The sequence below is a fragment of the Ramlibacter sp. MMS24-I3-19 genome (assembly GCF_050320135.1).
In the GTDB taxonomy this organism is placed as follows: Bacteria; Pseudomonadota; Gammaproteobacteria; order Burkholderiales; family Burkholderiaceae_C; genus Ramlibacter.
This window is the reverse complement of sequence record NZ_CP190017.1, coordinates 2,530,949-2,543,570: the sequence shown is the minus strand read 5'-3', so window position 1 is coordinate 2,543,570 and position 12,622 is coordinate 2,530,949. Positions and strand designations below refer to the sequence as shown.

Here is a 12,622-nt window from a genome sequence, read left to right as displayed (position 1 = left end):
AAAGCCCTCAGCTGCCGGCCACGAGCGCGGCGCCCTTCTCGCCGATCATGATCGACGCCGCGTTGGTGTTGGTGGACACCATGGTCGGCATGACGGAGGCGTCGATCACCCGCAACCGCTCGACCCCGCGCACCCGCAGCTGCGCATCCACCACCGAGCGATCGTCGCCACCCATGCGGCACGTGCCGGTGGGATGGAACACGGTGCCACCCTTGGTGCGCGCGAACTGCTCCAGCTCGGCGTCCGTGCGCAGGCCGTTGCCGGGGAGATATTCGTCATCCGTCACAAGGCCGCGGAACGAGGGCTGGCGGTAGATCTCGCGCAGCATCTTCAGCCCGCTGACCAGCACCTTGGCGTCGTGCGGATCGGTGAGGTAGTTCGAGACGATCCTCGGCGGCGCCATCGGATCGGCCGAGCGCACCTGCACCGTGCCGCGCGACAACGGCCGGCACTGCGTCGCCGAGGCCGAGAAGCCCGAGAATGCGTGCAGCGGGTCGCCCGGCTTGTCCACCGACAGCGGCATCACGTTGAACAGCACGTCCGGCCGCCCGCCCTCGGCATGATCGCTGCACACCATGCCCCCGACCTGGCCCGCGCCCACCGTCAGCGACCGCGCTGACGCAGCAGCCACTGCGCGCCCATGGTGGCCAGTGCCAGCGGATTGCGCACCTGGTCGTTCAGCGACATCCGGTGCTTCAGCTTCACGATCACGCGGGCCTGGTAGTGGTCCTGCAGGTTGGCGCCGACCTCCGGCGCATCCACGTGCACCGGCAGGCCGTGGCTTCGCAGCAGGTCGGCCGGCCCGATGCCCGACAGCTGCAGCACCTGCGGCGACTGCAGCGCGCCCGCGGCCAGCAGCACTTCGCCGTCGGCGCGGGCGCTGCGACGTTGCCCGTCCTGAAGCCACTCGACGCCGGTGGCGACGCCCTTGTCCACCAACACCCGCGTCACGTGGACGCCGGTGCGCACAGTGAGGTTGGCCCTCCGGCGCACCGGCGCCAGGAACGCGGTGGCGGCATCGCAGCGCCAGTGGCCGCGCAAGGTGAGCTGGTAGGCGCCGAGGCCTTCAGTGCGCGCACCGTTGAAATCCGGGTTCACGCCATGGCCGGCCTCGACGCCGGCCGCGATCCACGCCTCGCAATAGGGATGGTCGTTGCGCAGGTCGGAGACGCACAGCTCGCCCGAAGCGCCGTGGAATTCGTTCTCCCCGCCCTGGTAGCGCTCCGATTTCCTGAAGTACGGCAGCACCTCGCGGTAGCTCCAACCGGTGGCACCCAGGCGGGCCCAGTCGTCGAAGTCGGCATGCTGGCCGCGGATGTACAGCAGGCCGTTGATGGCACTGGAGCCGCCCAGCACCTTGCCGCGCGGCCAGACGATCTGGCGGTTGCCGGTGGCCGCCTGCGGCTCCAGCGGAAACTGCCAGGAGAACCGGGTGTCGTAGATGGTGCGGAAATAGCCGATGGGAAGGCGCAGCCAGAAGTTGCCGCCCTCGCCGCCGGCCTCCAGCACCAGCACCCGGCACCGGGGATCGGCGCTCAGGCGGTTGGCCAGCACGCAGCCGGCCGAGCCGGCGCCGATCACGATGTAGTCGTACCCGCCGTCGCCGGCGCCGCCCACGGTCATGCCTTGACGGTCTCCAGGAACGGCTTCGGGTCGAAGTATTCCGAGGCCTTCACCGGGTTCTGGATGCCGCCGGTGGCGACGAAGAAGTCGGTCACCTGCTGCAGCCACTTGGTGACCGTGCCATCCTGGTATCGCTGGTGCCACTCGGCGTTCGTGTAGTACTTGGACGCCTTGAACTGCTCCTTGAAGTCGGGCAGCGGCACGTCCTGGTACTGCGCCTTCTGCAGCATCGCGGCGGCCTCGTCGGGCTTGCCGGTGATCATCGTGTTGGCCTCGGCCCAGCCCGCGATCAGCTTCTTGATGACCGGCTGGTTCTTCTCGTAGAAGTCGTTGCGCGCGGCCCAGCCGCCCATGATCGCGGCCTGCGGGAAGAACGACGACGCGTCGATCAGCTTGCGCGCCGTCGGCAGCTGCTTGCGGATGACGGAGTCGAACGGCACCCACAGCGCCACCGCCGGCACGGCGCCCGAGATGAACGAGCTGACGGCCTCGGTCATGCGCTGGTTCACGACCTTCACGTCCTTCGGGTCGACGTTGTTGTTGCGCAGGGCGCGATCCAGGAACACGTGCGCCGTGGTACCCGTGGTGGTGGAGACCTGCTTGCCCTTGAGGTCGGCCAGGCTCTTGATGCCGGAGTCCTCGCGCACCCACAGCTGCGCGGTGGCGTACTCGATGTTGTTCATCAGGAAGGCCTTGCCCTGGCCGCGCGCAGGGAAGTTGGACAGCACGGCGCCGGTGGCCAGCATGTCGAGGCTGCCGCCGATCATGGCCTGGAACAGTTCCAGCCCGGTGGTGAACTTCACCAGTTCCAGCTCGAGGCCCTGCTTGGCATAGCTGCCGATCTGCTGGCCGATGTAGATGTGCCCGTCCACCGCCGGCGTGTGCAGGTAGCCGACCTTGACCTTGGTGCGCGCCTGCGCGAAGGTGGGCAGCGCCGCGGCGCCCAGCGATGCGGCGGCGGCCGCGCGAATCAGTTGCCTGCGTTGAAGGGCCATCGTTGTCTCCTCGTGTGGAAAGGGGAAGGTTGCGGTCAGTCGGACAGCCGCACGGTCTGCCGGGCCTGGGCGGCGTACTCCTGCATCACCAGGTCGCGGATGTGGGCGCGCAGTTCGCCGAAGCGCGGGTCCTCGTGCACGTTCTCCGCGCGTGGGTAGCCGAACGGCACGTCGATGATGGTGCGGATGCGGGCCGGCCGCGCCGTGACGACGACGATGCGCGAGGACAGGTAGATCGCCTCCTCCACCGAGTGCGTGATCAGCATCACCGTCTTGTCCTCGCTCTGCAGCACCTGCAGCAGGAGGTCCTGCATCGCCGAGCGGGTCTGCGCGTCGAGCGCGCCGAACGGCTCGTCCATCAGCAGGAACTGCGGGCGCACGGCGTAGGCGCGCGCGATGGCCAGCCGCTGGCGCATGCCGCCGGACAGGTGCTTGGGGAAGTGGTTGGCGAAGTCCGACAGGCCCATCAGCTTCATGTAGCGCGCGACGGTGTCCTCGCGCTGCGCCGCCGGCACCTTGCTGGCCGCGAGCTTGAGACCGAACGCGATGTTCTGCCGCACCGTCAGCCAGGGAAAGACGCCGTACTCCTGGAAGATGACGCCGCGGTCGGGACCAGGTCCCGCGACCGGCTTGCCGTCCAGCAGCACGCGGCCCTGGGTCGGCTGCACGAAGCCGCCCACGATGTTCATCATCGTGGTCTTGCCGCAGCCCGAGGGCCCGATGATCGAGACGAACTCGCCGTTGCGGATCTCGAACGACACGTCGTCCAGCACGCGCATGGGGCCGTGCGAGGTGGGGAAGTCGACCGAGACGCGATCGAAGCTGATGCGAACCGGCGCGATGGCGGGTCGGGCCGCCGGTGCGGCGGAGAGCGTGGCTGCGTTCATGCGAGTCGGTCCTGCCAGGCCACGAGGCGGCGGGTGGCGGCACGCAACGCCAGGTCCATCGCCAGCGCGATGAAGCCGATGCAGATGATGCCGACGTAGATGGTGTCCAGCTGGAAGAAGGCCGAGGCGTCCTGGATCAGAGCGCCCAGCCCCTGCTGCGCGGCGATCAGCTCCGAGGCCACCAGCGTGGCCCAGGCCACGCCCAGGGCGACCCGAACCGCGGTGAGGATGTGCGGGATGGTCAGCGGCACGATCACCTTGCCGAAGATCTCGACGTCGCTGGCGCCCAGCGTGCGCGCCACCTTGATGAAGATCGGGCTGATCTGGGCGATGCCCTCGTACATGACGATCACGCCGGCGAAGAACGATGCGTAGAACAGGATCACTGTCTTGGCCGCCTCGCCGATGCCGAAGTACACGATCACCAGCGGGATCAGTGCGATCGGCGGCAGCGCCCGGAAGAAGTTGATCACGGGGTCGATGAAGCCGCGCAGGCCCCTGTACCAGCCGAGGCAGAAGCCCACCGGCACGGCCAGCAGCACGCCCAGGGAGACGCCCAGGAACACGCGCTGGGTCGACATCCAGATGTCGGCGGGGAGCCGTCCCTTCGACAGCTCGATGAACTTGGCCAGCACCGCGTGCGGTGCCGGCACCAGGGCCGGGCTGATCAGGCCGCTGGCGCGCACGGCATACCAGAGCAGCAGGATGAACAGCCACGGCGCGAGGACCAGGGCCACGCGGCCCAGGATGCGGCGCGTGCGCGGAGGGGACGCGGGAGCGGCCACGGGGGTGTCGGCGGAAGCGGCGGACGTCATTGCGAAGCGTGGAACCCTGGGTTGGCAGGTCCTGTCGACCTGTTGTCCTAACGTTCCATACATAGTACCATTGCGGCCAGTGAACACAACCCGGTTCTTACCCTGACGATGCAGCGGACCGTGCCAGCACCGCGCGCCGACGCCGCCGCTGCCCGCCGCGGCCGTGCCAGCGCGCGCACGGGCAGCAGCCCGGCCGCCGCCCGCTTCCTGGAAAGCCCGGTGCCGCGCTACCTGCAACTGGCCGACCTCATGCGCCAGCGCATCGCGCGGGGCACTTGGCCGCGGGACCACCGGCTGCCCTCGCTGGAGGAACTCACCGGCGAGTTCGGCGTGGCGCGCGTCACCGTGCGCCAGGCCATCGACCTGCTGGCACGCGAAGGACTGGTGTCGCCGCAGCAAGGCCGCGGCACCTTCGTCACCGGGTCCCCCAGCCGCGACCGCATCATCAACGTGGTGACCACGCTCGACGAGCTCGCGAGGGTCTACGAGGACACCCAGCCCAAGGTGGTCAACATCGACGAGTCGGTGGGCTCGGCGCCGCTTGCCGAGGGCGAGGGCCAGGCGGCGCCGTCGTACGCCTTCATGCGCCGCGTGCACTCGCGCGGTGGCCGCCCGTACTGCGTGATCAACATCTGGCTGGACGAGCGCATCTTCCGCAAGTCGCCGGCCGCCTTCCGCGCCAGGACGGTCATCCCGCTGCTGACCGCGATGAAGGGGCTGCGTATCGCCGATGCCCATCAGGTGCTGACCATCGCCAGCGCGGACATGGAGGTGGCCGGCCTGCTGGAGCTGCCGATGAATGCGCCGGTGGCCGAGGTGCGCCGCGTCTTCAAGGACGCGGGCGGCACCGTGATCTATCTGGCCGAGGTCACCTACCGTGGCGACGCCATCCGACTCGAAATGGACCTCAAGCCGTGAACCTCGCGCCCCTCCCCGCCGCCCCGTTGCAGCTCGCGCGGCTCGAGGCATTTGTGTTCCGCTGCCCCATCGCGACGCCGGTGCGCACCTCCTTCGGCACCATGCATGATCGTCCGGCCGTGTACGTGCGCGCGGAGGACGTCGACGGCGCGGTGGGCTGGGGCGAGATCTGGTGCAACTTCCCGTCCTGCGGCGCCGAGCACCGCGCCCGGCTGCTGCAGACCGTGATGGCGCCGCTGGCTGTGGGGCGCTCCTTCACCGGCCCGGCCGAAGCCTTCGACTGGCTGACCGAACGCACCGCCGTGCTGGCCATCCAGTCCGGCGAATACGGGCCGATGGCGCAGGCCATCGCAGGCATCGACCTCGCGCTGTGGGACCTCTGCGCGCGGCGCGCGGGGCAGCCGCTGTGGCGCCACCTCGGCGGACGGGGCGACGCGGTCACCGTGTACGCCAGTGGCATCAATCCCGACGGCCCGGAGGACGTGGTGGCGGCGCGGCGGGCCGAGGGCTACCGCGCCTTCAAGCTGAAGGTCGGCTTCGGCGAAGCGCGCGACCTGCGCAACCTCGCCACGCTGCGCGAGATGCTCGGCCCTGGCGTGCCACTGATGGTGGATGCCAACCAGGGCTGGTCGCTGGACGAAGCCCGCCGCATGGTGGACCGCATCGGAGGATTCGGCCTCGCGTGGCTGGAAGAGCCGCTCCGCGCCGACCGGCCGTGGGCCGAATGGCAGCAGCTGGCACGCGCCACCGGCATCCCGCTCGCCGGCGGCGAGAACGTGCTGGGTTGGCCGGCGTTCGAGGCCGCCATCGACGCGCGTGCCTTCGCCGTGCTCCAGCCGGACCTGGCCAAGTGGGGCGGCATTTCGGGATGCTGGCCCGTCATCGAGCGGGGCATGCAGGCCGGCCTGCGCTACTGCCCGCACTTCCTGGGCGGCGGCATCGGGCTGCTGGCCTCGGCACACGTGCTGGCGGCGGCAGGCGGTGACGGGCTGCTGGAGATCGACGCCAACCCCAATCCCCTGCGTACCGAGCTGGCAGGGCCGCTGACCTCGATCGCCGATGGCACCGCGCGCCTGGGAAGCGCTCCAGGCATCGGCGTGCAGCCGGACCTCCGACACGTCGCGGAGATCGCCGCGCGGGGCTGCTGACCCCCATCGCCCCGGCGGCCCTTGCGGCGGGACGGTATCAGCAGGCGTACGAAGGCTGGAACGGAGCAGCGCCCGGGATCGCGGTGACGTGCCGCGCCTGCACCATGAGCTGCCGCCCGTGCGAGAAGGTCAGGTCGACGCGCCAGGGACCCGGGCCGTCGAACGGCAGCTCGATGCGCGACAGTCGTGACACCGCGTCCGACAGCGTGCCCGCGACCAGCCGGCCGAAGCACGCCGCCGCATCGCCCTGCCAGCGCGCGCCGTGCAGCGTGAGCGCCAGCCCCGGCAGGTAGCCGTCGCCGTCCGGCCCGCCGCTCACGGCGGCCGCGGAAAAGCGAACCTGCAGCGCATCGCCCTGCACCTCGATGCCCGCCACCTCGGAATCGGCGAACACGAGCTGCACGGCGGCTACTCCACGCGGTCGATCGACGCCGGGTCGAACGTGAAGTTGCCCGCCTTGCCCTTGCTGCCGCGCGCGCCGGCCGCGTTGTTCAGCGAGCGGATCTCCAGCACTTCCTCGCGCTCCTTGCCGCGGAACATGCCGCGGATGACGACGCTGCGCGTGTAGGCCGCGGCGCCCGCGAGGGTCTCCTTCTTCTCCAGCGCCAGCAGCAGCAGGCCGCGGCCGCCGTTGGGCTGCTGCCGCAGTTCGCCGATGGGGAACGTCAGGATGCGGCGATCGGACGCGACCGCCGCGACGTGCGTGGCCGGCAGGTGCAGGCCACCGGGCACGGCACCGGCGGGCGCGGGCACGTTGGCCGGCGACGGCTTGCAGATCATCTCGCCCGGCGCGCAACTGATGAACGACTTGCCGCCGCGCTGGCGCGACATCATGTTGTCGACGGTCGCGAGGAAGCCGTAGCCCGCACTGTTGGCCAGCAGCAGCCAGGCGTTGGCCGCACCGGCGAAGTAGTGGACCAGCTGCGTGCCCGCTTCGAGGTCGATGTACGTCGTGACGGGTTGGCCGTCGCCGCGCGCGCCCGGCAGCGTGGCGACCGGGATCGAATAGATGCGACCGTTGCTGCCGAACGCGAGCAGCGTGTCGACGGTGCGGCATTCGAAGGTGCCGTACAGGCCGTCGCCGGCCTTGAACGCGAAGCTGCCCGCCTCATGCCCGTGGCCCTGGCGTGCACGCACCCAGCCCTTCTGCGAGACGACCACGGTGACGGGCTCGTCGACGACGCGCACTTCGGCGACGGCGCGCTTCTCGGCCTGGATGAGCGTGCGGCGCGCATCGGCGAACGTCTTGGCGTCCTGCTCGATCTCCTTGACCATCAGCCGGCGCAGCGCCGCCGGGCTGCCCAGGATCTCCTCGAGCTTCTTCTGCTCCTCGCGCAGGGACTTCAGCTCCTGCTCGATCTTGATCGCCTCGAGCCGGGCCAGTTGGCGCAGCCGGATTTCCAGGATGTCCTCGGCCTGCCGCTCCGAGAGGCGGAAGCGGTCGATCAGTGCCTGCCTGGGCTCGTCGCTGGCGCGGATGATGGCGATCACCTCGTCGATGTTCAGCAGCACCAGCTGCCGGCCCTCGAGGATGTGGATGCGGTCCAGAACCTTGTCCAGGCGGTGCCGCGAGCGCCGCTCGATGGTGCGCTGGCGGAACTCGATCCACTCGGTGAGCATCTGGCGCAGCGACTTCTGCACCGGGCGCCCATCCAGGCCCACCATCGTGAGGTTGATGGGGACCGAGGTCTCCAGGCTGGTGTGCGCCAGCAGCGTGGTGATCAGCTCCTGCTGCTCGATGCGGCTGGTCTTGGGCTCGAACACCAGGCGCACGGCGGCGTCCTTGCTCGACTCGTCGCGCACGGCGTCCAGCACCGACAGCACGGTCTGCTTCAGCTGCAGCTGCTCCTGCAGCAGCGCCTTCTTGCCGGCCTTGACCTTGGGGTTGGTGAGCTCCTCGATCTCCTCCAGCACGCGCTGCGAACTCACGCCAGGCGGCAGCTCGTTGACGACCAGCTGCCACTGGCCGCGCGCCAGCTCCTCGATCTTCCAGCGCGCGCGCACCTTGAGCGAACCGCGGCCGGTGCGATAGGCATCGGCGATGTCGGCACTGCTGCTGATGATCTGGCCGCCGCCGGGATAGTCCGGCCCCGGCACCAGCGCGAGCAGCTCGTCGTCGGTGGTCTTGGCGTTCTTCACCAGCGCCACGCAGGCGTCAGCCACCTCGCGCAGGTTGTGGCTCGGGATCTCGGTGGCCAATCCCACCGCGATGCCGCTGGCGCCATTGAGCAGCGCGAACGGCAGGCGCGCGGGCAGCTGCAGCGGTTCCTGCGTGCTGCCGTCGTAGTTGGGCGCGAAATCGACCGTGCCCTCGTCGATCTCCTCCAGCAGCAGGTTGGTGATCCTGGCCAGGCGCGCCTCGGTGTAGCGCATCGCCGCCGCGCCGTCCCCGTCGCGGCTGCCGAAGTTGCCCTGGCCGTCGATCAGCGGGTAGCGCTGCGCGAAGTCCTGCGCCATGCGCACCAGCGCGTCGTACGCGGCCTGGTCGCCGTGCGGATGGAAGCGGCCCAGCACGTCGCCGACGACGCGCGCGCTCTTGACCGGCTTGGCACCGGCGCCGCCGCCGAAGCCCAGGCCCATGCGCCACATCGAATACAGGATACGGCGCTGCACCGGCTTCTGGCCGTCGCACACGTCGGGCAGGGCCCGGCCCTTCACGACGCTGAGCGCGTATTCCAGGTAGGCCCGCTGCGCGTAGGTGGCCAGGTCCAGTTGCGTGTCCTCGCCGCCGTCGGCGGGGGTGATCAATTCGTCTTGGTCGTCCATGGAGATGTCAGGGAGTCGCTGCGGCCGCGACGGGCGCGCTGGCCGCATTCGCCGGATCGGCAGGCAGGTTGCCGCGGCCGATGGCGCCGCCGGAGAGTTCGACGTGCACGCGCTGCGGCGCCGTCATCGGGGGCGGCTTCAGCATCGCGTACAGCTGCAGCACCGTCTTCACGTAGTCCTGGGTTTCGCGGTAGCTGGGGATGCGGTTGCCGGCGCGCTGCACCGCGCCCTCGCCTGCGTTGTAGGCCGCCAGCGCCAGCTCCACCTGCCCCGGGTACAGGTTCAGCAGGTACCGCAGGTAGCGCGAGCCGGCGCGGATGTTGGTGGCCGGATCGGCCAGCTTCACGTCGATGCTGGTCTTGCGGTCGGCCTGGACGCCATAGCGCTGCGCCGTCGCGGGCATCACCTGCATCAGGCCGACGGCACCGCGCGGCGACACGGCGGTGGGATCGAAGCCGGATTCGGTGGCGATCAGGGCCTGCAGCAGTTCGTAGTCGATGCCGTGGGTCCGCGACGCCTCGCGGATGTGGTGCTTGACCTGCTTGTAGCCGGGCGAGACCTCGAAGAACGCCAGCAGCCGGGCCGACGACGAGGTGGGCACGGCGACCGCGCGCGGCGTGCGATCGGGCAGGCCCTCGCTGGTGTCGAAGCTCTCGCCGCCGCGGTAGAACAGCACGTAGCGCTCGTCGATCTTCTCGCTGGCGAAGTGCGCTGCGCCCTTGTCGTCGACGTAGCCCCAGACCTCGGCCCGCGCGCCGCCGGCCATGGCCGCGAGGGCCAGGGCAACCATGGCGACGAGCCCGCGCTTCACCGCGGCAGCTCCTGCGCGCGGGCGCGGCGCGCCTCGAACTCGTCGTGCAGCATCGACAGCACGGCGAGCGAATCGAAGCCGCCGGTGCCGCGGACGGCCTCGCGCAAGGTGCCCTCGAGCACGAAGCCCTCGCTCTCGTACAGCCCGCGGGCGCGCGTGTTGTGGGTGCGCACGTCGAGCCAGAAGCGGTGCGCGCCCAGGTCGTCGAACGCGATCTTCCTGGCGAGGCGCAAGGCCGCGCGGCCGAAGCCCTGGCCCTTGTGCTGCACCACCATGCGCTTGAGTTCCAGCGACTGGTTGGGACTCTTGCAGCCCACCAGGATCAGGAAGCCGGCCGCCGCGAAGTCGTCGCCGCCTTCGATGATGAAGTGGCGGAAGTCCGGGAAGCGGATCGCCGCCTCGTGCTGAGTGCGTTCCCAGGGCGTGATGTAGGGCAGGTTGGCCGGATCGCGCTCGAGCGTGAGCACGAAATCCAGGTCGCTCTGCATCGTGGGACGCAGGCGGGCACGGGCCGGGGCCTTGGGAGCGGGCGTGGGCACGGCCGGCTGCATGCTCGGACTCAGATGTCGATCTCGACCGCGTCGCCGTGCAGTTCCATCAGCTCGCGGCGCGCCGCGGCTTCGCCCTTGCCCATCAGCTTGGTGATCAGGCTCTCGGTGCCGGTGAAGTCGAACTTGCCCAGCTGCACGGGCAGCAGGCGGCGCGTGTCGGGGTTCAGCGTGGTCTCCCAGAGCTGCTCGGCGCTCATCTCGCCCAGGCCCTTGAAGCGGCTGATGCTCCAGGCGTTGTCCTTGACGCCTTCCTTGCGCAGCTTGTCGAGGATGTGGGTGAGCTCTCCCTCGTCCAGCGCGTACTGCTTGCCGGCCGGCTTCTTGCCGCGCGCCGGCGTGTCGACGCGGAACAGCGGCGGCCGCGCCACGTAGACATGACCGGTCTCGATCAGCTTGGGGAAGTGGCGGAAGAACAGCGTCAGCAGCAGCACCTGGATGTGCGAGCCGTCGACGTCGGCATCGGAGAGGATGCACACCTTGCCGTAGCGCAGGCCCGAGAGATCCACTTCGTCGTTCGGCCCGTGCGGATCGACACCGATGGCCACCGCGATGTCGTGGATCTCGGTGTTGGCGAACAGGCGATCGCGCTCGACCTCCCAGGTGTTCAGCACCTTGCCGCGCAAGGGCAGGATGGCCTGGCATTCCTTGTCGCGGCCCATCTTGGCGCTGCCGCCGGCCGAGTCGCCCTCGACCAGGAACACCTCGTTGTGGCTGGTGTCGCGGCTCTCGCAATCGGTGAGCTTGCCGGGCAGCACGGCGACGCCGGAGCCCTTGCGCTTCTCGACCTTCTGGCCGGCCTTCTGCCGCGTCTGGGCCGCCTTGATGGCCAGCTCGGCCAGCTTCTTGCCGTACTCGACGTGCTGGTTCAGCCACAGCTCCAGCGCCGGACGCACGAAGCTGGAAACCAGCCGCACCGCGTCGCGCGAGTTCAGCCGCTCCTTGATCTGGCCCTGGAACTGCGGGTCCAGCACCTTCGCCGAGAGCACGTACGAGGCACGGGCGAACACGTCCTCGGGCAGCAGCTTCACGCCTTTGGGCAGCAGCGAATGCAGCTCGATGAAGCTCTTGACCGCGTTGAACAGCCCGTCGCGCAGGCCGCTGTCGTGGGTGCCACCGGCGCTGGTGGGAATCAGGTTGACGTAGCTCTCGCGCACCGGCGCGCCGTCCTCCGTGAAGGCGACGCACCACGCGGCGCCTTCGCCTTCGGCGAACGTCTCGCTCGTCTCGGCGAAGCCCTCGCCCTCGAACATCGGGATCACCGGGTCGGCGGTGAGCGTCTGCAGCAGGTAGTCGCGCAGGCCGCCCTTGTACTGCCAGCTCTGCGTTTCCTTGCTCTTCTCGTTGACCAGCGACACCGTGACGCCGGGCATCAGCACGGCCTTGCTGCGCAGCAGGTGCGCCAGCTCGGTCATCGGCAGCTGGCTGGACTCGAAGTACTTCGGGTCGGGCCACACGCGCACGGTGGTTCCCGAGCGCCGATCGCCCTCGGCGGCCTTGCGGATCCTGAGCGGCTCAGTGACGTCGCCGCCGGAGAACACCAGCGTGGCCACCTGGCCCTCGCGATGCGTGGTGACTTCCATCCGCTTGGCCAGCGCGTTGGTGACGGACACGCCCACGCCGTGCAGGCCGCCGGAGAAGCTGTAGGCGCCGCCCTTGCCCTTGTCGAACTTGCCGCCGGCGTGCAGGCGCGTGAACACCAGCTCGATGACGGGCGCCTTCTCCTCGGGGTGCAGGCCGAACGGGATGCCGCGGCCGTCGTCCTCGATGCTGGTGGAACCGTCCCCGTGCAGCGTGACCTTGATGCGCTTTCCGTGGCCGGCGAGCGCCTCGTCCGCGGCGTTGTCCAGCACCTCCTGCAGGATGTGCAGCGGGTTGTCGGTGCGCGTGTACATGCCCGGCCGCTGCTTGACGGGCTCGAGGCCCTTGAGCACGCGGATCGAGCCTTCGGAGTACTCGGTGGAGGGTCGGGTTGCCATGGGAGGCGGATTGTAGTGGCGGGCCCCGGCAGCCACTGGACGGACATCCAGTTCAGCGGGCATTGATGCCAGGACCTCATGAATGCCGGACTTATTTCTCATGGGGACGCGCGCGGATCGTCGGAAGCCCGC

The 12,622-nt window shown here is 69.7% G+C and carries 10 protein-coding genes and 1 pseudogene; 2 read left to right on the top strand and 9 right to left on the bottom strand.

The features are described from left to right. Window positions 1-7: 7 nt before the first annotated feature. The 4 genes and pseudogenes from ACPWT1_RS12775 to ACPWT1_RS12760 form a co-directional block, all read right to left on the bottom strand. A pseudogene (locus ACPWT1_RS12775) lies at window positions 8-1,623 on the bottom strand (GMC family oxidoreductase). Next, entirely contained in the window at window positions 1,620-2,618 is a 999-nt protein-coding gene (locus ACPWT1_RS12770; RefSeq protein ID WP_427911555.1) for an ABC transporter substrate-binding protein, read from the bottom strand. The pseudogene ACPWT1_RS12775 and the gene ACPWT1_RS12770 overlap by 4 nt, the downstream one beginning before the upstream one ends. Window positions 2,619-2,653: 35 nt before the next feature. Next, on the bottom strand, window positions 2,654-3,505 hold the full coding sequence (locus tag ACPWT1_RS12765) for an ABC transporter ATP-binding protein (RefSeq protein WP_427911554.1): 852 nt from the start codon (window positions 3,503-3,505) through the stop codon (window positions 2,654-2,656). Then, window positions 3,502-4,320: an ABC transporter permease gene (locus ACPWT1_RS12760; protein WP_427911553.1), complete on the bottom strand. Its 819-nt coding sequence runs from the start codon at window positions 4,318-4,320 to the stop codon at window positions 3,502-3,504. The genes ACPWT1_RS12765 and ACPWT1_RS12760 overlap by 4 nt, the downstream gene beginning before the upstream one ends. 120 nt (window positions 4,321-4,440) lie before the next feature. Between ACPWT1_RS12760 and ACPWT1_RS12755 the strand changes: the two genes are divergently transcribed. Both ACPWT1_RS12755 and ACPWT1_RS12750 read left to right on the top strand, forming a co-directional pair. Next, on the top strand, window positions 4,441-5,238 hold the full coding sequence (locus ACPWT1_RS12755; protein WP_427911552.1) for a GntR family transcriptional regulator: 798 nt from the start codon (window positions 4,441-4,443) through the stop codon (window positions 5,236-5,238). Further along, the gene (locus tag ACPWT1_RS12750) at window positions 5,235-6,386 is read left to right on the top strand and encodes a mandelate racemase/muconate lactonizing enzyme family protein (protein ID WP_427911551.1); all 1,152 of its coding nucleotides are present in this window, start codon (window positions 5,235-5,237) and stop codon (window positions 6,384-6,386) included. Before ACPWT1_RS12755 ends, ACPWT1_RS12750 begins: the two co-directional genes overlap by 4 nt. Window positions 6,387-6,423: 37 nt before the next feature. Here the strand turns inward: ACPWT1_RS12750 and ACPWT1_RS12745 are convergent, their stop codons facing one another. From ACPWT1_RS12745 to ACPWT1_RS12725, 5 genes are read right to left on the bottom strand one after another with little or no spacing between them, the layout of a single operon-like run. Then, the gene (locus tag ACPWT1_RS12745; RefSeq protein WP_427911550.1) at window positions 6,424-6,789 is read right to left on the bottom strand and encodes a hypothetical protein; all 366 of its coding nucleotides are present in this window, start codon (window positions 6,787-6,789) and stop codon (window positions 6,424-6,426) included. Between the two features lie 5 nt (window positions 6,790-6,794). Beyond that, the gene (parC, locus tag ACPWT1_RS12740; RefSeq protein WP_427911549.1) at window positions 6,795-9,152 is read right to left on the bottom strand and encodes a DNA topoisomerase IV subunit A; all 2,358 of its coding nucleotides are present in this window, start codon (window positions 9,150-9,152) and stop codon (window positions 6,795-6,797) included. A 7-nt stretch (window positions 9,153-9,159) separates the two neighbouring features. Further along, the gene (locus ACPWT1_RS12735; protein WP_427911548.1) at window positions 9,160-9,963 is read right to left on the bottom strand and encodes a lytic transglycosylase domain-containing protein; all 804 of its coding nucleotides are present in this window, start codon (window positions 9,961-9,963) and stop codon (window positions 9,160-9,162) included. Beyond that, the gene (locus ACPWT1_RS12730; protein ID WP_427911547.1) at window positions 9,960-10,514 is read right to left on the bottom strand and encodes a GNAT family N-acetyltransferase; all 555 of its coding nucleotides are present in this window, start codon (window positions 10,512-10,514) and stop codon (window positions 9,960-9,962) included. Before ACPWT1_RS12730 ends, ACPWT1_RS12735 begins: the two co-directional genes overlap by 4 nt. 8 nt (window positions 10,515-10,522) lie before the next feature. Further along, window positions 10,523-12,490: a DNA topoisomerase IV subunit B gene (locus ACPWT1_RS12725; RefSeq protein WP_427911546.1), complete on the bottom strand. Its 1,968-nt coding sequence runs from the start codon at window positions 12,488-12,490 to the stop codon at window positions 10,523-10,525. Window positions 12,491-12,622: the final 132 nt, after the last annotated feature.

Bases quoted from the DNA above. Each gene is read 5' to 3' on its own strand.
- ACPWT1_RS12765 (WP_427911554.1), bottom strand. From the start codon at position 3,505: ATGAACGCAGCCACGCTCTCCGCCGCACCGGCGGCCCGACCCGCCATC.
- parC (WP_427911549.1), bottom strand. From the start codon at position 9,152: ATGGACGACCAAGACGAATTGATCACCCCCGCCGACGGCGGCGAGGAC.
- ACPWT1_RS12725 (WP_427911546.1), bottom strand. From the start codon at position 12,490: ATGGCAACCCGACCCTCCACCGAGTACTCCGAAGGCTCGATCCGCGTG.
- ACPWT1_RS12760 (WP_427911553.1), bottom strand. From the start codon at position 4,320: ATGACGTCCGCCGCTTCCGCCGACACCCCCGTGGCCGCTCCCGCGTCC.
- ACPWT1_RS12770 (WP_427911555.1), bottom strand. From the start codon at position 2,618: ATGGCCCTTCAACGCAGGCAACTGATTCGCGCGGCCGCCGCCGCATCG.
- ACPWT1_RS12730 (WP_427911547.1), bottom strand. From the start codon at position 10,514: ATGCAGCCGGCCGTGCCCACGCCCGCTCCCAAGGCCCCGGCCCGTGCC.